The sequence below is a fragment of the Kitasatospora sp. NPDC003701 genome (assembly GCF_053587085.1).
The window spans coordinates 1-20,762 of sequence record NZ_JBSFNM010000102.1 but is presented as its reverse complement, the minus strand read 5'-3'; the positions used below and the strand labels follow the sequence as shown (position 1 = coordinate 20,762).

The following is a 20,762-nucleotide window of genomic DNA, read 5'->3' as shown; positions in this document are numbered from 1 at the left end:
CTGACGCCCCCTCCCGGGCGCCGGGTCCGGCCGTGCGGGGTGCCCCGCCGCGCGGTCCCGGCCACCCGCACCATCCCCCATCGGGTCGGTGCGGGCCACGGCTCCGCCGTCCGCGAGCGGGCCTGCGCTCAGTGCTGGTGGTGGGCGTGGACGACCGCGTGGCCGCGACCGCGGGCGATCATCCACTTGTTGACCGGCACGGTCAGGGCGAAGGCGAGGGCGAGCGAGCCCGCCAGGGCGGCCCAGAACAGCGCGTCGCCGAGGCCGGCGTCCATCGCCCCCGGGACGGTGACCATCACGGTGTTGTCGATCAGCTCCATGACCAGGATCGACACGGTGTCGGCGGCCAGCGCGACCTTGACGGCGGCGCGGACGTCCAGTCCGGCCCGCAGCACGCCGCGCATGGTCAGGGCATAGCCGAAGACGAAGGCCAGCAGCACCGAGAGGACCACGGTCGCACCGTTGTGCAGGCCGAAGGCGGTGCCGAGGACCATGCCCAGGATCTCGCCGATGGCGCAGCCGGTGAGGCAGTGCAAGGTCGCCTGCGCGGCGGTCCGCCAGCTCGCCCCGCCGCCGTGGCCGCCGTGGCCGGCGTGCGCGCCGTGGTCGTGGCCGTGGCCCTGCCCGTGACCGACGTGCTGGTGGTGCTCGTGCTCATGCTCGTGCTGTGCGGGGTGTGCCATGTCGTCCTCCGCTTGCTCTGGCGCTGCGCCCTCGGTTCGTCGTCACCGAACATATACCCCCCAGGGGTATGCCGCAAGCAATCCCGGCACGCCCTCTTCCGCACCCCCGCCCACCCGTGCTCCGATGGGACGCATGGCCGATGAGCGACGCAACGGGTACGACGGAACGGGACCGGGTGCGATCACACCGGACGGCTGCGCGGTCGAGATGTACGAGCGACTGCCGGCCAACGGCGAACCGGAGGTGATCGAGCGGCTGGTTCCCGCCGGCGCCCGCATCCTCGAACTGGGCTGCGGCGTGGGCCGGATGACGCACCCCCTGCTCAACCGCGGCTTCGCGGTCACGGCCGTGGACGAGTCCGCCGAGATGCTGGCCCGGGTCCGGGGAGCCCGGACGGTGCGCAGCCCGATCGAGCGGCTGGACCTCGGCGAGCGGTTCGACGTCGTCCTGCTCGCCTCCTTCCTGGTGCACGCCGGAGATCCCGCCGTCCGGCAGGGGCTGCTGGACACCTGCCGGCGGCACGTCGCGGACGACGGCCTCGTGCTGCTGCAGCGCGAGGGCGAGGACTGGCAGCGCGACGTGCCGCGCGAGCGTCCGCTGGGCCGGGACGGGCTGGTCCGGGTGGCCTCGGTCACCCCGGCCGGGAGCGGGGTGAACTCCGTGCACGTCGAGTACGAGTTCCCGGACGCGCGCTGGACCCAGACGTTCCTGTCCCGGCCGCTCGACACCGCCGCGTTCGAACAGGCCCTGGCCGACGCCGGCCTGACGGTGGACTCCTATCCGACCGAGGACCGGACCTGGGTGCTGGCCCGTCCGACGGCGGGCTGAGCGGGGCACCCGCACCCGGGCGCACCGGGCGGTCCCCCGGGCCGGACCGGGGCGGGGGCGGGAGCGAGGCTGTCACCTTCACCGCGTACCATCAGGCGCGCGCCGGGCCCGCGCAGCCCGAGCGCCGGGCGGGACCGGCGGTTCGCATGCCATCGGCATGTGCCCCGTGCATGCCGTCGGCATGCTCCCGCACCGACCAACAAGGACCGCTGATGCTCATCGAGCGACGGATACCCCGGGCGGGTGTCCGGTGATCGAATGGTTCCACGGAGCCGTCCTCGGCCTGATCCAGGGGCTCACCGAGTTCCTGCCGATCTCCTCCAGCGCCCACCTGCGGGTCTTCTCGGCCCTGCTGGGCTGGGACGACCCCGGCGCGGCGTTCACCGCCGTGACCCAGCTCGGCACCGAGTCCGCCGTGCTCATCTACTTCCGCCGCGACATCGCCTCGATCGTGAAGACCTGGACGCTCTCGCTGTTCCGGCCGGCGCTGCGCTCGCACCAGGACGCCCGGATGGGCTGGTTCGTGATCATCGGCACCCTGCCGATCGGCATCCTCGGCAAGTTGTTCCAGGACACCATCGAGACCAACCTCCGCGATCTGCGGATCATCGGCACCACGCTGATCGTCTTCGGTCTGATCCTGGCGGTGGCCGACCGCACCCGCGCCGTCCGGCACGCCAAGCCGATCACCGACCTGACCCTGCCGCACGCCGCCGTCTACGGCATGGCGCAGGCACTGGCGCTCATCCCCGGCGTCTCGCGCTCGGGCGGCACCATCAGCGCCGGTCTGCTGCTCGGTTACAGCCGCGAGGCGGCCGCCCGGTACTCGTTCCTGCTCGCGATCCCGGCCGTGCTGGCCTCCGGCCTGTTGGAGCTGTTCAAGATCGGCGAGGGGCCGGCACCGGCCTGGGGGCCGACCGTGCTGGCCACCCTGATCGCCTTCGCGGTGGGCTACGCGGCGATCGCCTGGTTCCTGAAGTACATCTCCAACAACAGCTTCATGCCGTTCGTGGTGTACCGGGTGGCACTCGGCATTCTGATCATCGTCCTGGTGAGCGTCGGCACGCTGACGCCCGACGCCGGCGTGGTGAAGTAGAACGCGGTTCCACCGCGACGACGCGTGCGGTACCCCTGGTACGACATGACGAAGCGGGCCGGGCACCTGATCAGGTGCCCGGCCCGCTTCGTCGTGTCGGGGTGCCGGGGGCTACCGGCTTCGCTCGCGGGCGGCGGTCAGCCGGCCGCGCACGGCGGCGTGCACCTCGGCCTCCTCGGCCGGGTCGGCCGCGAGGCGGCGCAGGCGCTCCAGCACGCGGGCGTCGCCGGTGGTGGCGACGTGTCTCGCGGCGAGCTCCCGGGTGGACTCCTCGCAGTCCCAGAGGCACTCGACGGCCGGCCCCTCAGGGAAGGCCACGTCCGTCACCGCGAGCGCGCGGGCCGCACGGCCGCGCAGCTCGGACGAGGCGGCCTCGCCGTAGATGTGGCGCAGCACGGGGACGGCTTCGGCGGCGGCCAGCCGCCCCGCACCGTCGACCAGCGACGCAAGACCGGGGCCGCCCACTCCGCGGACCGAGATCCAGCGGCGCAGCCCGGCCACCACCAGCGCCGCGTCGCCGGGCTCCCCGGCGTCGGCGAGCAACTGGACGGCGGCCTCGCCGAGGGCGCTGTCGGCGCCGCCCGTCGCCGGGTCGGCCCAGCGGCGGGCGTGGGCCAGCGCCTCGGGGCCGCGCATCCGGCCGAGCAGCTCCAGGGCCGCGCGGACCGTCCGGTCGTCGACATCGGCGGCGGCGGCCTCGATCAGGCTCGCGGCGGCCGGATCCTGCTGGTCGACCAGGTAGCGCAGGGCGGCCCGACGGGCGCCGGGCAGTCCGCCGCGGGCGGCCTCCAGCACGACGGGGCGGTCCTCGGGGCGCACCACGGCGGCCAGGCAGCGGGCGGCCGCGGCGGCCCGGCGGTCCACGGCGTCGGGGCCGGCGGGATCGCCGGCGTCGCGGGCGGGCTCCGGGCGGTCGGGCCGGCCGGCGAAGGCGGCGGCGCCGAGTGCTCCGAGTTCGCCCTGGTCGGCCCAGGCGAGTACATCGGCGGTGGACCAGCCCGGCGTGACGCCGCTGCGGTTCAGCTGGCGCTGCCAGAGGTCGAACGGGGACTGCTCGCTCGCCGCGGCGACCCGCGGGTGGTAGGCCGCCCAGAGCCGCCAGGGCCGTGGCTCGTACGCGCCGCGGATGAACTCACGCAGCTCGGCGTCGCCCTCGGGGCCCGGCGGGAAGTGGTCCAGCACCGCGGTGCCGAGCAGCAGCAGGCCGCGGTCGTCGTCGCGCAGCGCGAGCTCGTCGAGCGCCCAGGCCCAGTTGGTGCCGGTGGCGGCGTACTCGCGCAGCATCAGCAGCGCGTCGCGCCGGCCGTACGCGGCGAGGTGGCCCAGCACGGACAGCGCGAGACCGGTGCGGTACTCGTCGTCGTCGAGGAGGTCCTCCGGGTCGTGGAGGTGGTCCTCGATGCCGTCGAGCGGCGCCTCCAGTTCCATGTAGAGGCGCGCGTAGTAGAGGGAGCGGTTCTCGACCTGCCAGTCGGCTCTCGGGTCCCTGGTGACGCACTCCTCGAGCGCGGCGATGGCGTCGGTACGGTCGGCGGCCAGCGCATGGAGCTGCCCGTCACCGCGGCCTCGCTGAAGGAGGCCGAGGAGGCTGGCACTGGGTGCTATCACTGGCTCGAACATGAGGTCAGCATCCGTTGCGGCGGTCGTAGTGGCAACGGGATTTCCGTCGCCGGGGTCACTGGTCGGTACTGCGGTGGGCGCCCGGGCGCCGGAATCACCGAAGGTTACCGCCTCGGACACCTCGCCGCACACAGGGCGATCGGCCCTCCTGCCGCAGTGGCATATGCCGGAGGAATTTTGCCAGAGATCTGCCCAAATCCCCCACGAGGGTGACTCCGCTGTGCGACAGTCTTCTCACCGCTTCGACAGTTTCCCACCCCGTGACCACCCCCTCCGCCCACCTCGACCGATGGATCAGTCATGAGCATGCCTGCCCCCGCCGCCCGCCGGGCCGCCCGCCACGGCGATGCCCGACGGACGGACGCCGGGGCGGACGACGGCTCGGTGGGCGGCAGAGTGGACGGCACGGCGCAGGCGCCGTCCGGCCCCGTGGTCGGCTCCGCCGAGTGGGACCTGCTCACCGACGACGTCCGGTGGTCCGCCGAGATGTTCCGGCTGCTCGGCTGCGACCCCGGGCAGGGCCCGCTCAGCCTCGACCGGCTGCCCGACCGGCTCGCCGAGGCGGACCGGCCGCAACTGCGCCGGATGATGACCGACGCGCTGGTGCACGGACGCCACGCCTTCGGCACCCTCCAGGTCCGCCACCCCGACGGCGGGCGCGGCACGGTCGAGTGCGCGGGCGAGCCCGTCCTCGGGAACGACGGCACCGTGACGGCGCTGCGCATGCTGCTGCGCCCCGCCGACCCCGCCTGACGGCGAACCCGCACGACGCCGAACCCGGACGGACGACCCGCACGACGGCGATCCCGGACGGACGCACGACCCCGAGCAGACCCCGACCGGCCCCGGCCCACCCTTCTCAGGCGAGCTTCGGCCGGTTCTTGGCGTCCGCCTGCCGCAGCTCCCGCCCGAGCTCCGCGCGCAGCTCGTCCACCACCGGCAGGCCCCGGTAGCGGGCGGTCAGCCGGTACATCTCGCGCAGCCGGTCCCAGGTGCGGTGCGAGGAGTTCTGGCCGATCAGGTTCATCACCATCTTGGCCTGGAACTCCGCCGCGTCGGGCTCGCCGGTGAGCCAGTGCACCGAGGCGAGCGTGATCCGGTCGAACAGCGCCGAACGCAGCTGGCCGGTGCCCTCGCGCAGGTTGATCACCCGCTCGGCCTGGCGGCGCGCCTGCTGGGCGGCGGTCGGGTCGTGCTCGGCGAGGGTGCGCAGCACCAGCGCCTGCATCCCGCGCAGCTCCGCCTCGTCGAAGACCTGCATCCAGGACGGCGGCGGCTCGGACACGTCCTCGGCGAAGAGGTCCTCCGCCTCGCCGAGCAGCCGCCAGGTGTCCTGCGAGTGCCCGATCGAGGCGTGCGCCCAGGCCTCCACCGTGTTCAGCATCGCCCGGGTTCTGGGCAGCACCCGGCCGCCGCTCGCCTTGGCCGCCGACATCAGGTCGAGCGCGTCGTCGGCCCGGCCCAGGTGCACCATCTGCCGGGCGGCCCGGGAGATCGCCTCGCCGGCCCGGGGGCGGTCGCCGGCCTCCTTGGCCGACTCGGCGGCGATCATGAAGTACTTCTGCGCGGTCGGCTCCAGGCCGACGTCGTGCGACATCCAGCCGGCCAGCACGGCGAGGTTGGCCGCGACCAGCCACAGCCGCTGCTCCACCACCGGGTTGTGGCGGTGCGTCAGCAGACCGCCCACCTCGTTGAGCTGGCCGACCACCGCCTTGCGCTGGAGGCCGCCGCCACGCGCCGCGTCCCAGGCGCGGAACACCTGCACCGAGCGCTCCAGCGCCTCCACCTCGTCGAGCCCGACCGGGCCCGCGTCGTACACGTCCACCACCGGGCGGGCACCGCCCTGGGTGACGACCTGTCGGGGGCCGGGCGCGGACGCCGCGTACGCGACGGCGTCCCCGCCCAGCCAGCCTTTGAGAGTGTCGGCGATGACCGCCCCGGCCGTGAGCGCGGCGCCCGCACCCACCAATCCACGTCGGTTGAGCATGAGGTCCATTCCCGTGAACTCGGTGAGGACCGCGGCCGTACGATCCGGCTCCCATGGAGGTGCTGCGGGCTGCGCCGCTCCGGTCCTGGTGGGCCGGTGTCGTTCCAGACCGAGGTCCTCAGTGGTGACGACACGGCCGAGCCGCTCCGTGAACACGGACGCCAGCACCCTCGGCACCGGATCGCGCGGGATCTCCCCCTGCTCGATCCACCGCCGGACCCGCGAGGTGTCGGTGGACAGCTGCTGCTGTCCCATCGCGGCACCACGCCGGTTGACCAGCCGTGCGAGCTCGCCCTTCGACCATCCGGTCAGGACGAACAGATCGGCGAGTCGGGTGTTGGGTCCCCTGCTCACGTGAAGCCCCCAGGTTCCTCGGCTGGTTCGAGGCTAGAGGCTCCGTCATGTGCCAGGCGAGCATTCGCCAGGCTTCGCCAGGGTCCGCCACATTACTAACCAGTGCCGTCCGGGTGTGATGTAGAGGTGCGCCACCTCGCCCCTCGGGTCGGGCGGCGCCCCGGGCAGGTCGGGGGCATTCCCCCGACCGTGTCGCGGGGCGTCCCCGGTCCTCACCCGAGGGGGTGGCGCGGCCGGGTGGCGCGGGGGCGCCGGGCACGGCCACGGCAGTACCGGTCGTCCGCATTCCCCAGGGTGCGGACGACCGGAGCACCGCCGTAGCAAGGGGCTTCGGCCCCCGCGTCCGTGCCCGGCGCCCGCGCTCCACCCACCGCACCGAGACAGGGCCGCCGTCACGCCAGGAAGCACGCGGCACCGGCCCTCCCCGCACCGCGGGGCGCACCCGCCGACGGACAGAAAGGGACCACCCTCACCCCATGTACTCATCAGCGACCTCCCCCACGCCGACCGCGACCCGCCCCGCGCAGCGCCCGCCGGGCGCGGCCGCCGGCCGTCCCGGTCCGAAGCAGCTGCCGCCGCCGAGCCGCCCCGCGGTGCCGCGCGGCGCCGACGGCCGGGCCGCGGACGCGCGGGGCCAGGCCGCCCGGGCGGCGCTGGGACTGCGCGGCCCCGAGTCCGTCCTGCCGGTGGGCGCCCGGATCCCGGCCGTCCGGCCGGGCGACGGCCGGCTGCTGCGCCCGCCGATGCGGCCGGGCCAGCCCGGTGTCCCCGAGCGGATCGACCCGGCGGCGCTGCAGACCCCCGCGGTACGGGCCGCGCTGGCGGGTGTCGCCCGGATATGCCCCGCCTTCACCCCGCGCCAGGTGCTGCGCGAGGGCAGCCGCCACATCCTGGTGGCGGGCACCATCGGGCGGGCCCCGGTGGTCGCCAAGTGCCTGGCCCCGCAGGCGGTGCGCAGTGAGTACTTCGAGCAACTGGTGGCCGACTTCCACCACGAGGTCGCGGTCTACCGGGCCTTCGTCCGGCACCGCCCGCCGGTCCGGCTGCCCCGGCTGGTCGCGGCCGACCACGACCGCTGCGTGCTCGTCATGGAGCGCGTTCCCGGCCGGCCCGCCGCCCGGGAGCGCCACCCCGTCAACGCGCCCACCCCGGGCGAGGTGCGGGCCCTGCTCACCGCCGTCCGCACGCTCAACCTGTGGCGGCCGCCGACCGACGTGTTCCAGCCGCGGATGGACTACCAGCTGGAGATCGCCCGCTACCACTCGGTCGGCCAGCTCACCGACCGGGACGCCGGTGATCTGCGCGGCCTGCTGCACGGCCTGAGCCACACCCCGCTCCAGCTCTGCCACGGCGACGCCCTGCTCAGCAACATGCTGCTGGCGCCGTCCGGTCCGGTGCTGGTCGACTGGGAGCAGGCCGGCTGGTACCTGCCGGGCTACGACCTGGCCGTGCTCTGGAGCGTGCTCTCCGGGGACACCGCCGCCCGCCGGCAGATCAGCCAACTCGCCCAGAGTGGCGGCACCCTGGCCCGGGACGCGTTCCTGGTGAACCTGGTGCTGGTGCTGATGCGCGAGATCCGGCTGTACGACGTGCCCGGTGCGGGCGAGGAGCAGCGGATCATGATCCGCCGGCTGTACGACGACGCGGCGCTGGCCCGCCGGGCCGTCCGCGCCGCCGTCGGCACCCGCTGAGCAGGAGCGCGGCGTCGGAACCGGCCGGACGGGAACCCCGGCCGGCCGGCGCACCCCGACGGACCGGAGGCGGCGCCGCCGAGGGCGGCGCGGACCGCGGCGGTCCGCCGGGGCCGGCCGGTCAGGGGCGTCGCCCGCGCTCCAGGGCGGCCCGGCCGGCGGCGTCCAGGACGGACTCGTCCGGAGCGAAGTGGACGCGGCTGCTGAGGACGTCGCGCAGGTAGCGCTCCAGCGGGTGACGGCGGCTCAGGCCGGGGTTGCCGGTGAGTGAGACGGCCTGCTGGACGGCCGCTATCGCGGCGCGGGTCGCGAGCAGCTGTGCGGGTCCGGTCCGGGCGACGGCGTCCGGCTCGGCCCGGTCCACCCGCGGGGCCAGTCCGTTGACCAGTTCCTCGGCACCGATCAGCTGGGCCTCGATCTCGCCCAGCGCGCAGCGGTAGCGGGGCAGGCTGCCGAGCGGCTCGGTCAGGTTCGCGGGGGTGCGCTGGTGGAGGAAGCGCACCAGCCACTGCTCGGCCGAGCGGGCCACCCCGAGGGCGACGGCGGACAGGGCCAGGTCGTGCCAGGCGCGGGTGAGTTCGGCGGCGGGCACCGGCTCCTCCGGGGCACCGGCGCTGCCGGTGACGGCCGCCCCGGACGGCGCGGCTCCGTCGCGGGCGGGCCCGGCGGCGCGGCCGCCCTTCGGGGCGGTGAGGCCGAGCGCCAGTTCGCTCGGCACCCGGACGGCGTCGAGCACCACGTCGTGGCTGGCGCTGGCCCGCAGGCCGAGTTGGTCCCAGGTCGGGTCGACCTCGATGCCCTCGCTCTCGCCCCGGACCAGGAAGGTGCCGACCCGCGGCACCGGTTCGTCGGTCCGCGCGGTGACCGCCATCCAGGCCAGCGCCTCGGCGCCGGCACAGTACGTCTTTCGGCCACTGAGCAGCCAGCTGTCGCCGTCCCGCCGGGCCACCGTGGCCGGCAGCGCGCCGCCCTGGCCACCGGGCTCGGCGCGCAGGGTGTTGACCAGGGCCGGCCCCCGACGGGACTCGGTGAGCAGCCGCCGGTAGCCGGCCGTCGGCCAGCCGGCCACCCGGGCCTGCTCGGCGTGCTGCAACAGGGTGAAGGCGGTGACGACGGCCACCGAGGCGTCCCCCCGGCCGAGTTGGGCGAGCACCCGGACGGTGTCGGCCAGCGTGCCGCCGGGGCCGCCGTACCGCTGGGCGACGGTGAGGGTGAGCAGACCGGCCTCGTGCACCGCCTCGATGCCCTGGTAGGGGAAGGTGGCGTCGCGGTCGTGTTCCTCGGCGCGGGCCGCCAGCAGGTCGACGACCCGGGGCAGCCCGGCGAGGGCGGCGGCGACGGGAGACTGATCGGCAGCGATGGTGGTCATGGTGCTGGTGCCTCCGGGCGGCAGCGTGGGCTCGGCAAGTGCGGGCGGCACGCCGGACGGGCGCGCAGTACCGGTCGGCGGCGCCGGAAGTCAGCGGAAAGCCCGCCCCCGGATCGGCGCCGGCCACTCGGCCGGCCACCCGCCGCCTCGGGGACGAATCCCCCTCAGTGGCCCCGACACGCCGCGCTTGCGGTGCGCCGCAGGTCCAGGTAGCTGCGACGGGTCAGCAGCGGGAGACGGCACGACATGTTCGCGACTGTACGAAGCGTTGATCGAAACCGTCAAGCAGCGCCCGGAGCGCGGAACCTGCCCCGGCCCGGATGCGGCCGGGGAACCGGTCAGCCCTGCTGGAACATGTCCGCCGGAAGCGGCTTGAGCAGCTGGTAGAGGTCGTCCGAAATCGGTCGGTCCCAGGAGGCGATGGTGACCTGGACGCCGTCGCTGCGCCCGAACTGGGAGCAGAACACCCGGCCCTCGCTGACCTTGACCTTCTTCACGATCAGCAGATCATCCCCGAGCATCACCGGGAAGTCCTCCGCCGAGACGAACTCGACCGGTTCTTCGTTCTCCAGCGCCGCGAGCAGCTGCCGGACCTCGAAGGGCACCTCGTCCCCGGTCTCGCGGGCCGGCGAGCCCTCGGGGAGGTTGCCGATGAACATCGCCGGGCCTCTGCCTCCGAACAGGTCGTAGCGGAGGAAAATCCCCTGGCAGGAGCCGTCCGGGCCGGTCATCATGGCCGCACCGAAGTCGCCGGGCCAGTCGCCCGGGTCCATCGCGAGCACGTCGAAGTCCGGGCCGGCGGGCTGTCCGGAGCGACGGCGGAGAAAAGACATGGGAACATCGTACGTGCCCGGCACACCACTCTCGCGGGGTGGGTGGGGCCCTGGACGGAGATCCACGCTCAGAGACCAATGTTGACTCTGAGCAACCGTCCGGGCTACGTTCGGTTCAGCACGACAGCCGTTCTGGGTTTCACCCTCCGGGGGGACGGCATGTCGCAACGCGGCCCTACACGCGTATCCCTCACTGTGCACATTGTCGTGCCGAACCGCCGAGCACCCAGCTTCGTCGTCGCACACAGCACAGCACACAAGCCAACAGTTCCACGTCACACAAGCAAGGTCCGCGGGGCCCCGGCCCGTCGCTCCCGCGGATCTGCTCGGGACGCCGCCGCGTGGGGGCGTGCGGGTCCCGAGCACCCGGCACCGACGTCGAGTCGCTCTCGGCTCCGGTGTCAGCCTCCCGGCGACTGCCGGCCCCTTGTGGGCCGGGACCGGCCAACGCACCCCCGGTGCGCAGGGGATGACTGGGAGGCAGGTCCGGCATTGCTGCCGGGCTGCACAGCAGGCGCCGTGTCTGGCCGCGTGGGGGCGGTGGGCACGGCGTCTGCCTGTGCTCATACTCTGAGCTGCACTTGTCTAACAGTCAACAGAATTTATGACCGGGTACGCTCAAATCTGATCAAAAGATGGAAACGGGCCCCTCGCAGGGCCCGTTTCGACGTTCCTCCCCCAGGTGTTTCTCCGGCGGGGGTCTCCGGTGGAGGACTCCGGCGGGCCTCAGGTGAGGTCGAACTCCCCGTCCCGGGCGCCGAGCACGAAGGCGCGCCACTCGCCCGGCGTGAACACCAGGACCGGCCCGTCCTCCTGGCGGCCGTCCCGCATGCCGATGTAGCCGTCCACGAACGCGATCTGGACATCCCCGACCCCCTGGCTGCTGCACAGCCAGGTCGCCCCGGTGAAGTCCACCTTCGGCTTCCCGCTGGGCGCGAGCTCCGGCGCCGCTGCGGCCACCTCCACGGCCGCGTCCATGGCCGAATCCACGTCAGTCCCGATATTGGCTGCCACTGCTGGTCTCCTCCCGACGGCTTTGCCGGGCCAGCCTAGTCACCGCCGCCATTCGGGTCAGCGGGTTGCCGAGGACTCCCCCGACCGGGGCCGGGGCTCCGCCGGCGGGCCCCGCGGGCCGCCGCCCTGTGCTAGGAGCCGCCCGACCCGGGAGGTGCCCGGCGGACCGGGCCCGCGCACCCCCTCGTACCCCCGGGATCGGGCCGGGCGCCGCGTGGAGAGCGTGTCCCGCCCCACCGGGCGGCGGCCGAGCTGCCAGAGTGTGGAAGGCCCTCACCCCGACGCCCCCAGGAGCAGCCGATGAGCCGCCGGGACGGCACCAGCGCCGATGTCATCCCCATCTCCGAGGCCCCCTCGGCCCACCCCCCGGCGCCCCGCACCCCACCCGCCCGCACCCCGCTGCCCCGGCCGGCGCCCGGCCGGCCCCCCGCACACGGGCGGGTCGGGATCGTCCTGGTCTCGCACAGCCAGGAGTTGGCCGCCGCGGTGCGCGCGCTGGCGCTCGCGCTGGCCGGCTCCGACTCCCCCGCCCCGGTCGCCGCGACCGGCGGTGACCTGGTCTCCGGTCCGGGCATCAGCGCGGTGCTGGTGGCCGCCGCCACCCGCCGGGTCGACCAGGGGCACGGCGTGGTGGTGCTCGCCGACCTCGGCAGCGCGGTCTCCACCGTCCGGGCCCTGCTCATCGACGCGGACGAGCACGGGCTGCCGTTCCCGGTCCGGTTCGCCGACGCCCCCTTCGTGGAGGGCGCGGTGGCCGCGGTCGCCACCGCGACGGCCGGCGGCGACCTCGCGGCCGTGCTGGACGCGGCCGAGGAGGCGTACCGCCAGCAGAAGGACTGAGCCGGTTCCGGCCGCCGGGCCCTTCTCGGCGTTCCGCCCCACCGCGGGTGACCGCCCGGCTACCATCGGCACAGGGCCGGGCCGAGCGGGCCGGGCGGTGCGGAGGGGGAGCCTCAGCCATGCGCGTGGTCGTCACCGGCGGAGCCGGATTCATCGGGGCCAACCTGGTCCGGGCCCTGCTGGCCCGCCCGGAGGTGACCCGGGTCCGGGTGGTGGACAACCTGTCCACCGGCAGCAAGGCGAACCTGGCCGGCGTCGACGCCACCCTGTACGAGGGCAGCATCCTCGACCGCGCCCTGCTGGACGAGGCGTTCACGGGGGCCGACGCCGTGGTGCACCTGGCCGCGCTGCCGTCCGTCCCGCGCTCGGTCGCGGACCCGCTGGCCAGCCACCACGCCAACGCGACCGGCACCCTGGAGGTGCTGGAGGCGGCCCGCCGGGCCGGCGGGCCGTACGTGGTCGCCGCCTCCTCGTCCTCGGTCTACGGTGCCAACCGCGAGCTGCCCAAGCGCGAGACCATGCGCACCGCGCCGATGAGCCCGTACGCGGTCAGCAAGCTGGCCACCGAGTCCTACCTGGCCGCCTACCACCACTGCTACGGGCTGGGCGTGCTGCCGCTGCGGTTCTTCAACGTCTTCGGCCCGCTGCAGCCCGCCGGGCACGCCTACGCGGCCGTGGTGCCGGCCTTCCTGGACGCGGCCCTGGCCGGGCGGCCGGTGACGGTCCACGGCGACGGCGGCCAGAGCCGGGACTTCACCTACGTCGGCACCGTCACCCAGGTGATCACCGAGGCCGTGCTGCGCCGGGTGGTGCACGCCGACCCGGTCAACCTGGCCTTCGGCACCCGGACGTCGCTGCTGGAGCTGGTCACCACCCTGGAGTCGGTGCTGGGACACCCGGTCCCGGTGGCCCACACCGAGCCCCGGCCCGGTGACGTGCGGGACTCGCAGGCCGACAACGCGCGGCTGCGCGAGCTGTTCCCGGACGTCCGGCCGGTGCCGCTGCGCGAGGGGCTGGAACGGACCGCGGAGTGGTTCCGCACGCTCTGAGGCCCTCCCCGGGACCGGGAAGGGCCGGGCCCGGAGCGGCGGGCCCGGGTCAGGCCGGCGCGAACGCGCCGCCCGGGCCGAAGGCCAGCGCGGCGAACCGCTCGCCGATCAGCCGGTGCCCGGCCGGGTTCGGGTGCAGCAGGTCGGCGAGCCCGTCGGCGTCCCGCGGTCCGAGCAGCGCCAGCCCGTCCAGATGGTGCAGGTGGGGGTCGGCGGCCGACCGCGCGGCGGCGATCCCGGCCAGCTCGGCCCGGACCGTCTCCAGGGTGAGGGCCCCGGCCGGGATGTCCGCGGGGTCGCCGAGCGAGTCGAACCGGGCGCCGTCGGCCGTCTGCTCGTACCTCGCCGGACCGGGCGAGCGCTCGAACGGCGGGCTGAACACCGGGGAGACCAGCAGCAGCGGGGTGTCCGGATGGCCCTCGCGGACGGTGTCCAGGAAGCCGTGCACGGCCGGTCCGAAGGTCCGCCGCCGGAACGAGGCCGCGGTCACGACGTTGATGCCGATCTTGAGGCTGATCAGGTCGGCCGGCTGGTCCCGCAGCGTCCGGGCGGTGAACGGGTCCAGGTGGGCGTTGCCGGCCAGCGAGAGGTTCAGCAGGTCCGCACCGGCCCGGTCGGCGGCGATCCACGGCCAGGTCTCCGCCGCCGAACCGGCCTCCGGGGCCTGGCTGATCGAACTGCCGTGGTGCAGCCAGCGGCGGCGCCCGCTCGGGCGGGGCGCCAGCACGGGCGCGTCCGCGCGCAGGGCGACCAGCTCGACGGAGGTCCACTGCGGCAGCCACAGCTCCACCTCCCGCTCGGCGTCGCCGGCCGCCGCTGTCGACGTCGTGAAGCGCAGCACCGCGGGCCCGCCCGCCGCCGGCAGCGCCGCCCGGTCGGTCCGCACGCCGTCCAGCACCAGCTCGACCGCGCCCGGGTACGGGGGCTCCGGCGGTGTCTGGAGGGCGAGTTCGAGCACCGTCGCCGCCGTCCGGAAGGCCAGTCGCACCCCGGAGGGCATCTGCGCCACCCGGCGCACCGCCTCGTCCGGGAACTGGCCGGCCGTCCAGGCCGGCAGCCGCCAGGGCCGCAGGCCGTTGGCGGTGCGCTCCAGGTGCAGGGCGCCGCGGACCTCCACCGGCCCGTCCAGCAGGGGGATTTCGGCCGGCCGGCCGGTCACGGCCGCTCCTTGCCCGCCCACTCGAAGCGCGCCGCGCCCCGGCACTCCCGGGCCTGGCGCAGTGCCCGGTGCTCCGCCTCGATCATCGGCGGCAGCTCGTCCGGGGCGAACCAGCCGACCGCGAGCGACTCGTCGTCGTTGACCCGGGCCTCGCCGCCCACCGGGCGGCAGCGGAAGACCAGGACCAGGTACTGGGTCTTGTCGCCGTTGGGATAGGTGACCACGGGCGAGACGTCGACCGAGGCGAGCGCCTCGGGAACGACCACCACACCGGTCTCCTCCAGGCACTCGCGCGCCGCGCCGTCGGCGGGCTGCTCACCGGGGTCGAGGATGCCGCCGGGCAGGGCCCAACGGCCGTCGTCGGCCCGCCGGACGAGCAGCACCCGGTCGTCGTCGTCGAGGACGACCGAGGCCGCGGCGCTGAGCCAGAGCTGGCGGGTGCCGACCACGGCGCGGAGTTCGGCGAGGAACGCGGGGATAGCCATGGTCCGCACCCTATCCGGCGCGACGCGGGCCCCGGGGCACCTACGCGGGCGGGCCCCGGGGACCTACGCGGGTGCCGTCCGGCGCAGCGGCCTGGCCGGGGAGCCGACCACCACCTCACCGGCCGGGACGTCCCTGGTCACCACCGCGGCCGCGCCGACGAAGGCGTTCGCGCCGATCCTGCGGCCCTGCAGCACCACGGCGTTGCTGCCGACGGTCACGCCGTCGGCGAGCACCACCGCGCCGGAGACGTTGCCGCCCGGATAGACCGTCACCCGCTCGCCGAACACGCTGTCGTGGCCGACGGTCGCGTTGTAGTGGACCTGGCTGTGCGCGCCCAGGCGCACACTGCTGGACACGTACGCGCCGCCCATCACCAGGCAGCCGGGGCCGAGTTCGGTGTCGGGCGCGATCAGGGCCCGGGGGTGGACGAGGGTGGCGGGCACCGCGCCCCGGGCCTCCAGCAGCGCGGCGAGCCGCTGCCGGACGCCCGGGTCGGCGATCCCGACCAGGTAGCGCGCGCCGGCCGGGACGTCGTCCGGCCGGCGGACGGGCAGGCCGCGGACGGCGCCGCCGTGCCCGCGGTCGTCCAGGAAGCCGGCGACCGGGACGCCGGCCGCGAGCGCGGTGTCCAGCGCCTCGCGGCCGACGCCCCCCGCGCCGGCGATCCAGAGTTCTCGGTGTTCGGTGGCCATGGCGGCCATCCTGCCCGCTTCCGGGTTCAGGACGCCTCCTCGACGGCGGTGCGGACGGGCTGCGCCAGCCGGGGCGCGGTGGCCTGCCGGGGCAGGCTGATCGTGGTGAGCGGACGGACGACGGGGTCGGCGGGCCCGTGAGTCGTGTCGGCGGGCTCGGTGGGCGCCGGGAAGCCGGGGTTGACCCCGCCGGCGGCGGTGACGCCGCTGGGGCGCAGCAGCACCCCGACGGTGAGCGCGAGAATGCGCAGGTCCACCAGGAGCGAGCGGTGCGCGACGTACCAGAGGTCGAGTTCGATCCGCTCGGGCCAGGTGATGGAGTTGCGGCCGCGGACCTGGGCCCAGCCGGTGAGACCGGGCCGGACGTCTAGCCGGCCGCGCTGGCGGTGGGAGTAGTGGACGACCTGTTCGGGCAGGGTGGGCCGGGGCCCGATCACGCCCATCTCGCCGCGGGCGACGTTCCACAGCTGCGGCAGCTCGTCCAGGCTGGTCTTGCGGAGCAGGTCACCGAGCCGGGTGATCCGGGGCGCGTCCGGCTCCTCGGGAAAGCGTTTGTCCCGCATGGTGCGGAACTTGAGGATCTCGAACTCCTTTCCGTGCCATCCGGTCCTGGTCTGGCGGAAGAGCACCGGTCCGCCCATCGTGCAGCGGATCAGCAGGGCGATCAGCAGGCCCAGCGGGATCGCGACGATCCCGGCCAGGACGGTGACCGCGAGGTCCCCCCCTCGCTTCATGACGGTCCTTCCCCCTGATGCGGTGTGTGGGAGTACGCGGGCTCAGTCGACCGTCCAGGGCAGTGCCTTGGCGCGGGCGACGGCCGCGTAGGTCTCCAGCGAGACCCCGGCGACGGCGCGCTGGTCGAAGTGCGCCGCGGCGCGGCGCCGTGCTGCGGCGCCGAGCCGTTCGCGCAGGCCGGGCTCGGTGAGAAGCCGGTCCAGCGCGCTGGTGAGGGCCCGGGCGTCCCCGGGCGGGGCGAGGAGCAGGTGCTCGTCGTGGGTGCCGATCTCGCGGCAGCCGCGGATGTCGCTGAGCACCATCGGCAGGCCGCCGGCGGCGGCCTCCATGGCGGAGCGGGAGAACCCCTCCCGGTAGGAGGGGAGGACGAAGACGTCGAGGGCGGCGTACACCGCGGGCATGTCGCTGCGCGGGCCGGGGAACTCGACGCCGGACTCGGCGCCGTGGGCGTCGGGCTTGTCGGGGTCGTCCGGGCCGATCCAGACGAACCGGGCCTTGCCGGCCAGCGCGCGGGCCGCCTCGGCGTACTCGCCGATGCCCTTCTCGGCGACCCGCCGGCCGACGCCGCCGACCAGCAGTTCGTCCGGGCCGACGCCGAGTTCGGCGCGGAGCCGGGCCCTGGTGCGGGCCCGGTCGCCGGGGGCGGTCGCGAACCGGGTGAGGTCGACGCCGTTGCCGACGACGCGCGAGCGGCGGCCCGGGACGGCCCGGGCCAGGGTGCGGCGGTCCTCGCCGTTCTGGTACAGCTCGGCGTGCGAGAAGCGGGCCGCGAAGGCCTCCGCGCCGAGCACGAACGCCCGCTTGGCGAGCGGGTCGTGGGCCTGCGCCCAGAGGCCGTGGCAGGTGTTGACGACGACCGGGACGCGGGCCAGCCGGCCGAGCACGCGGCCGAGGACGCCGGTCTTGGGGTTGTGGGTGTGCAGCACGTCGGGGCGGAGCCGGTTCAGCACGGCGAGCAGTTCGCGGGCGGCGGCGGCGTCGGCGCGCGGCTGCCAGGCCCGGGTGAGGGCGTGCAGCGGCTCGTGCCGGACGCCGATCGCCTCGATGTCGGGGACGTACGGGCCGGGCGCGCTGATGCCGTAGGTCTCGAAACCGGCCTCCAGGTCGACCTTGAGCTCGGTGGCGAGCAGCAGGTGCAGGCTCATGTCGACGGTGGTGAGGTGGGCGACCCGCAGCGGCCGGCCGCCGGGGCCGCGCAGCCGCGGGGCGGGGCGGCGGGACGCGGGCGCGGGCGTCCCGGGGGCGGCGACGGGCTCAGGCACGGGCACCCACCGCCTTCGCGGTGGCGACGATCCGGGCGTAGGCGCGCTCGGGGATCAGCCGGCCGTACAGCTTGGCGCGGAAGAAGTCGATCGGGTCGGTGCGGCGGACGGGCACCCGGCGCAGCCGGACCGGGTCGACGCCGGGCACGTTGCGCCCGACCTCGCCGGTGGCGGCGGTGCGGAACCTGGCGCGCAGCGCGGGCTCCATGTGGGGCACCGGAACGCCCCAGGTGTAGGCGTAGTGCCGGGGGCGGACGCCGAGGTGCTGTTCGACGTCGTCGTTGCAGGCGTCCAGCTCGGCGGTGGTGAGCAGCTCGGGGCGGGCGTGGCTGCGGGTGTGGTTGGCGACGGTGCACAGGCCCGAGGCGGTCATCTCGCGCAGCTGCTCCCAGCTGAGCGCGGGAGCGCCCGCGGTCTTGGCGGTCGAGCCCTCCCAGCGCATCTCGCCGCCGACGTGGCCGCTGGCGAGGTAGACCGTGAACGGGAGGCCGCGCTCGCGCAGCAGCGGCCAGGCGTTGTCGTACACGTCGGCGAAGCCGTCGTCGAAGGTGAGTACGGCGGCGGGGGTGCGGCGGCCGGCCTCGATCCGGTCCACGGCCTCGTCGAGGGAGACCACCCGGCCCGGCGGCAGCTCGGCGAGCAGGTCGGCCTGGGCGGTGAAGTCGGCGGTGGTGACGTCGAGCTCGTCCGGGCTGCCGCCGCCGACGCGGTGGTAGATCAGGACGGTGGCGCCCTCGCCCGGTCGGGCCCCGACCCGGCCGGCCAGCCGGCGCTTGACCCTGGTGCGGATGCCTTCGGTCGGTCCGGCCGCCTCGGATGCCCCGGGCACGGCGGTGCCGCTCATCGCTCCCCCCTCTGCGGCGCCCTCCCCGGCGCCGTCAAGTGGCCTCGCATCCGGCGCAGTTGGCTGCCGGACGGACATCACAGTAGGGGGAACTGTGGGGCTGATGGCCCGGAATTGTGAAAGAAGCGAGAAGAAGTTGGCAGATGGGCCGAAACCGGCCGATCCGACCGGTTCGGCTCGATCGGCTGTTCAGGTGGCGGCCGGCGGCGGACCGGGCTCCTCACGGGGCCGGCCGGGCCGGCTCGGGCGGGCCGACGACCCCTGCGCCCGAGGGCTTCAGAGGGTGGCGCCGCGCCGGTACCGCAGCAGGGCGAACGCGATCCGGCCGAGCAGCAGCACACCGGCCGCGAGGCAGCCGGCCACCGCCATCGCCCAGGCCGGACCGTCACTGTCCGGAACCGCCACGGCGACCACGATGCCGAGCGCCAGACAGGCCAGACCGACCACGGCCAGCGGGAGCTGGTGGGTGACCAGCGCGCCACCGCTCCACACACGCGCCATCCGGGTCGCACCATGGGGGTGCAAATGATCACGTTCCGCATCTGCCATGAGGCCAAGGTACCCCGGAGCAGCGCCGGAGGCAGCCCGCAGGACGCGATTTCCCGACTACTCTCCGCAACCAACGGCCCGGCGTGGCGCGGGCACCTCCGGCGCTCCGGCGCACGCTCGGGGGCGCCTGTTTTCGGCCCGCGAAAAATCCTCGGCTGTCCGGTACAACCATCTACGCGGCGTATCCGTCTCCACTACATTGAGCGATCCAGGAGCCGTCCGCGGTGCGGGTTGGGAGTCCCCGCCGAGGACCGGAAAACACCAGGGGGCGGAGCCGCCGTGCCCTGGAGTCGGAGGCCGGGCTCCATCCTCCGGCGGTACCGCCACGCCGCACCGGCGACCGAGGGGGAACCGTGCCGCAGTCCAAGTCCACGACGTCGACCTCCATGGCCCGGATCGGGTCCGTCATCAGTACCCTGCCGAGCGCGAACGTGCGCTCGTTGCCGCAGGCGGCCGCCGGGCAGCCGGCCGCTCGGCAACGGGCGACCGGGCGCTCGGCGGCCGCACCGCCGCTGACCTCGCAGTCCACGACCGCGCCACCCGCGCCCGGCCGGCCGACGGCCGCCCACGCGGTGACCGCCGTCCCCCAGCCGCTGCCGCGCGGCCGGCAGGCGGGCCGGCGGCATGCCGCCCGGCCCGAGGCGGGCCACCCGGAGGAGCGGGGCGACTGGTTGCGCTTCGCCCCCGTCCAACCGCTGTTCCGGGCCCGGGCCGCGCAGCGGCTCGCCGTGCTCGCCTACCACGGCGTGACCGATCCGCGCTCCTTCGGCGCCCAGCTCGACCGGCTCCGAAGACTCGCCACGCCCGTCTCGCTGGCGGCCGTCCAGCAGGCCGTCGCCGAGCGGCGGCCGCTGCCGGCCCGCAGCGTGCTGGTCACCTTCGACGACGCCGACCGCAGCGTCCTCACGCACGCCCTGCCGGCCCTCAACGACCGGGGCATCCCGGCGGCCGCGTTCGTCATCTCCGAGCTGATCGGCACGGAGCGGCCGTTCTGGTGGCACGAGGCCGACTTCCTGGCCCGGCACGGCGGGCGCGCCCGCTCGCTGGACTGCGGGCACCCCTCGCAGCTGCTGCGCCGGCTCAAGGCCATGCCCGACCCCGACCGGCGGCGCAGCCTCCAGGAGCTGCGGGTCAGCGCGGACCGGCGGCCGCCCCGGCAGGAGCAGCTCACCCCGGCCGATCTGCTCGCCCTGCGCGAGGGCGGCGTCGCCATCGGCAACCACACCCAGGGGCACCCCTGCCTCGGGCGCTGCGACGACATCACCGTCCGGGCCGAGATCACCGGCGCCCACGAGGCGCTCACCCGCTGGCTGGGCGAGCCGCCGATCGCGTTCGCCTACCCGGACGGGGGTCACGACCCGCGCGCCGAAACCGTCCTGCAGGAGCTGGGGTACCGGCTCGGGTTCCTCTCCGACCACCGCCTCGGCCCCCGTCTGCCCGACCACCCGCTCCAGATCAGCCGGCTCCAGGTCGACTCGACGACGAGCACGCGCCGCTTCGACACCATCCTGTCCGGGCTGGAGCCGGCCTACCGGCGCTGGCGCGGCCAGGCGGTGGCGTAGCGGTCGCGGAGACCGGGGCGCGGTGCGCAGGAAGTCGGCCGGTCCGCTCCTGTGGGGAGCGCCGACGGCGGCTGCGGGTAGCACCGTCCAGCGCGCATCCATCCCGAG

General features: G+C 75.1%; 20 protein-coding genes. 7 read left to right on the top strand and 13 right to left on the bottom strand.

Features of this window, described 5'->3' with window-relative positions:
* Positions 1-128: 128 nt before the first annotated feature.
* Positions 129-683, bottom strand: a complete 555-nt coding sequence (locus ACWDRR_RS42425) for a DUF4396 domain-containing protein (RefSeq protein WP_449777673.1) — start codon at positions 681-683, stop codon at positions 129-131.
* Positions 684-816: 133 nt separating this feature from the next.
* Here ACWDRR_RS42425 and ACWDRR_RS42420 point away from each other — a divergent pair, with 133 nt between their 5' ends.
* Positions 817-1,512, top strand: coding sequence for a class I SAM-dependent methyltransferase (locus ACWDRR_RS42420; protein ID WP_449777672.1), 696 nt, complete (start codon positions 817-819; stop codon positions 1,510-1,512).
* 253 nt (positions 1,513-1,765) lie between these two features.
* A complete protein-coding gene (locus ACWDRR_RS42415; RefSeq protein WP_449777675.1) occupies positions 1,766-2,608 on the top strand; it encodes an undecaprenyl-diphosphate phosphatase in 843 nt (280 codons plus the stop codon).
* 111 nt (positions 2,609-2,719) lie between these two features.
* Here the strand turns inward: ACWDRR_RS42415 and ACWDRR_RS42410 are convergent, their stop codons facing one another.
* A complete protein-coding gene (locus tag ACWDRR_RS42410) occupies positions 2,720-4,228 on the bottom strand; it encodes a HEAT repeat domain-containing protein (RefSeq protein ID WP_449777671.1) in 1,509 nt (502 codons plus the stop codon).
* Between the two features lie 300 nt (positions 4,229-4,528).
* On the opposite strand from ACWDRR_RS42410, the gene ACWDRR_RS42405 reads away from it, so the two are divergent.
* Positions 4,529-4,981: a PAS domain-containing protein gene (locus ACWDRR_RS42405; protein WP_449777670.1), complete on the top strand. Its 453-nt coding sequence runs from the start codon at positions 4,529-4,531 to the stop codon at positions 4,979-4,981.
* Between the two features lie 106 nt (positions 4,982-5,087).
* Here the strand turns inward: ACWDRR_RS42405 and ACWDRR_RS42400 are convergent, their stop codons facing one another.
* Entirely contained in the window at positions 5,088-6,569 is a 1,482-nt protein-coding gene (locus ACWDRR_RS42400; RefSeq protein WP_449777669.1) for a DNA-binding protein NsdB, read from the bottom strand.
* Between the two features lie 476 nt (positions 6,570-7,045).
* Between ACWDRR_RS42400 and ACWDRR_RS42395 the strand changes: the two genes are divergently transcribed.
* A complete protein-coding gene (locus ACWDRR_RS42395) occupies positions 7,046-8,260 on the top strand; it encodes a phosphotransferase (RefSeq protein WP_449777668.1) in 1,215 nt (404 codons plus the stop codon).
* A gap of 121 nt (positions 8,261-8,381) precedes the next feature.
* On the opposite strand, the gene ACWDRR_RS42390 is transcribed toward ACWDRR_RS42395, so the two are convergent.
* The 3 genes from ACWDRR_RS42390 to ACWDRR_RS42380 all read right to left on the bottom strand — a co-directional run bounded on the left by ACWDRR_RS42390 (position 8,382) and on the right by ACWDRR_RS42380 (position 11,440).
* Positions 8,382-9,629 (bottom strand): acyl-CoA dehydrogenase family protein, encoded by a 1,248-nt coding sequence (locus ACWDRR_RS42390; RefSeq protein WP_449777667.1) that lies wholly within the window; start codon positions 9,627-9,629, stop codon positions 8,382-8,384.
* Between the two features lie 338 nt (positions 9,630-9,967).
* The gene (locus ACWDRR_RS42385; RefSeq protein WP_449777666.1) at positions 9,968-10,462 is read right to left on the bottom strand and encodes a hypothetical protein; all 495 of its coding nucleotides are present in this window, start codon (positions 10,460-10,462) and stop codon (positions 9,968-9,970) included.
* Between the two features lie 726 nt (positions 10,463-11,188).
* Entirely contained in the window at positions 11,189-11,440 is a 252-nt protein-coding gene (locus tag ACWDRR_RS42380; protein ID WP_449777665.1) for a DUF397 domain-containing protein, read from the bottom strand.
* Positions 11,441-11,875: 435 nt separating this feature from the next.
* On the opposite strand from ACWDRR_RS42380, the gene ACWDRR_RS42375 reads away from it, so the two are divergent.
* Together ACWDRR_RS42375 and ACWDRR_RS42370 are read left to right on the top strand one after the other, a co-directional pair.
* A complete protein-coding gene (locus ACWDRR_RS42375; protein ID WP_449777674.1) occupies positions 11,876-12,316 on the top strand; it encodes a PTS-dependent dihydroxyacetone kinase phosphotransferase subunit DhaM in 441 nt (146 codons plus the stop codon).
* A gap of 119 nt (positions 12,317-12,435) precedes the next feature.
* Positions 12,436-13,365 (top strand): NAD-dependent epimerase/dehydratase family protein, encoded by a 930-nt coding sequence (locus tag ACWDRR_RS42370; RefSeq protein ID WP_449777664.1) that lies wholly within the window; start codon positions 12,436-12,438, stop codon positions 13,363-13,365.
* Between the two features lie 49 nt (positions 13,366-13,414).
* Here ACWDRR_RS42370 and ACWDRR_RS42365 read toward each other — a convergent pair whose 3' ends face one another.
* The 7 genes from ACWDRR_RS42365 to ACWDRR_RS42335 form a co-directional block, all read right to left on the bottom strand.
* Complete coding sequence (locus tag ACWDRR_RS42365) at positions 13,415-14,524, bottom strand: GDSL-type esterase/lipase family protein (RefSeq protein ID WP_449777663.1); 1,110 nt, start codon at positions 14,522-14,524, stop codon at positions 13,415-13,417.
* Complete coding sequence (locus ACWDRR_RS42360; RefSeq protein WP_449777662.1) at positions 14,521-15,009, bottom strand: NUDIX hydrolase; 489 nt, start codon at positions 15,007-15,009, stop codon at positions 14,521-14,523. The genes ACWDRR_RS42365 and ACWDRR_RS42360 overlap by 4 nt, the downstream gene beginning before the upstream one ends.
* A 63-nt stretch (positions 15,010-15,072) precedes the next feature.
* A complete protein-coding gene (locus ACWDRR_RS42355) occupies positions 15,073-15,702 on the bottom strand; it encodes an acetyltransferase (RefSeq protein ID WP_449777661.1) in 630 nt (209 codons plus the stop codon).
* A 26-nt stretch (positions 15,703-15,728) separates the two neighbouring features.
* The gene (locus ACWDRR_RS42350; RefSeq protein ID WP_449777660.1) at positions 15,729-16,436 is read right to left on the bottom strand and encodes a sugar transferase; all 708 of its coding nucleotides are present in this window, start codon (positions 16,434-16,436) and stop codon (positions 15,729-15,731) included.
* Between the two features lie 42 nt (positions 16,437-16,478).
* Positions 16,479-17,699, bottom strand: a complete 1,221-nt coding sequence (locus ACWDRR_RS42345; protein WP_449777659.1) for a glycosyltransferase — start codon at positions 17,697-17,699, stop codon at positions 16,479-16,481.
* Positions 17,692-18,543, bottom strand: coding sequence for a polysaccharide deacetylase family protein (locus tag ACWDRR_RS42340; RefSeq protein WP_449777658.1), 852 nt, complete (start codon positions 18,541-18,543; stop codon positions 17,692-17,694). The genes ACWDRR_RS42345 and ACWDRR_RS42340 overlap by 8 nt, the downstream gene beginning before the upstream one ends.
* A 276-nt stretch (positions 18,544-18,819) precedes the next feature.
* Positions 18,820-19,044: a hypothetical protein gene (locus ACWDRR_RS42335; RefSeq protein ID WP_329490825.1), complete on the bottom strand. Its 225-nt coding sequence runs from the start codon at positions 19,042-19,044 to the stop codon at positions 18,820-18,822.
* Between the two features lie 401 nt (positions 19,045-19,445).
* Here ACWDRR_RS42335 and ACWDRR_RS42330 point away from each other — a divergent pair, with 401 nt between their 5' ends.
* Positions 19,446-20,654, top strand: coding sequence for a polysaccharide deacetylase family protein (locus tag ACWDRR_RS42330; RefSeq protein ID WP_449777657.1), 1,209 nt, complete (start codon positions 19,446-19,448; stop codon positions 20,652-20,654).
* The last annotated feature ends 108 nt before the right edge of the window (positions 20,655-20,762 follow it).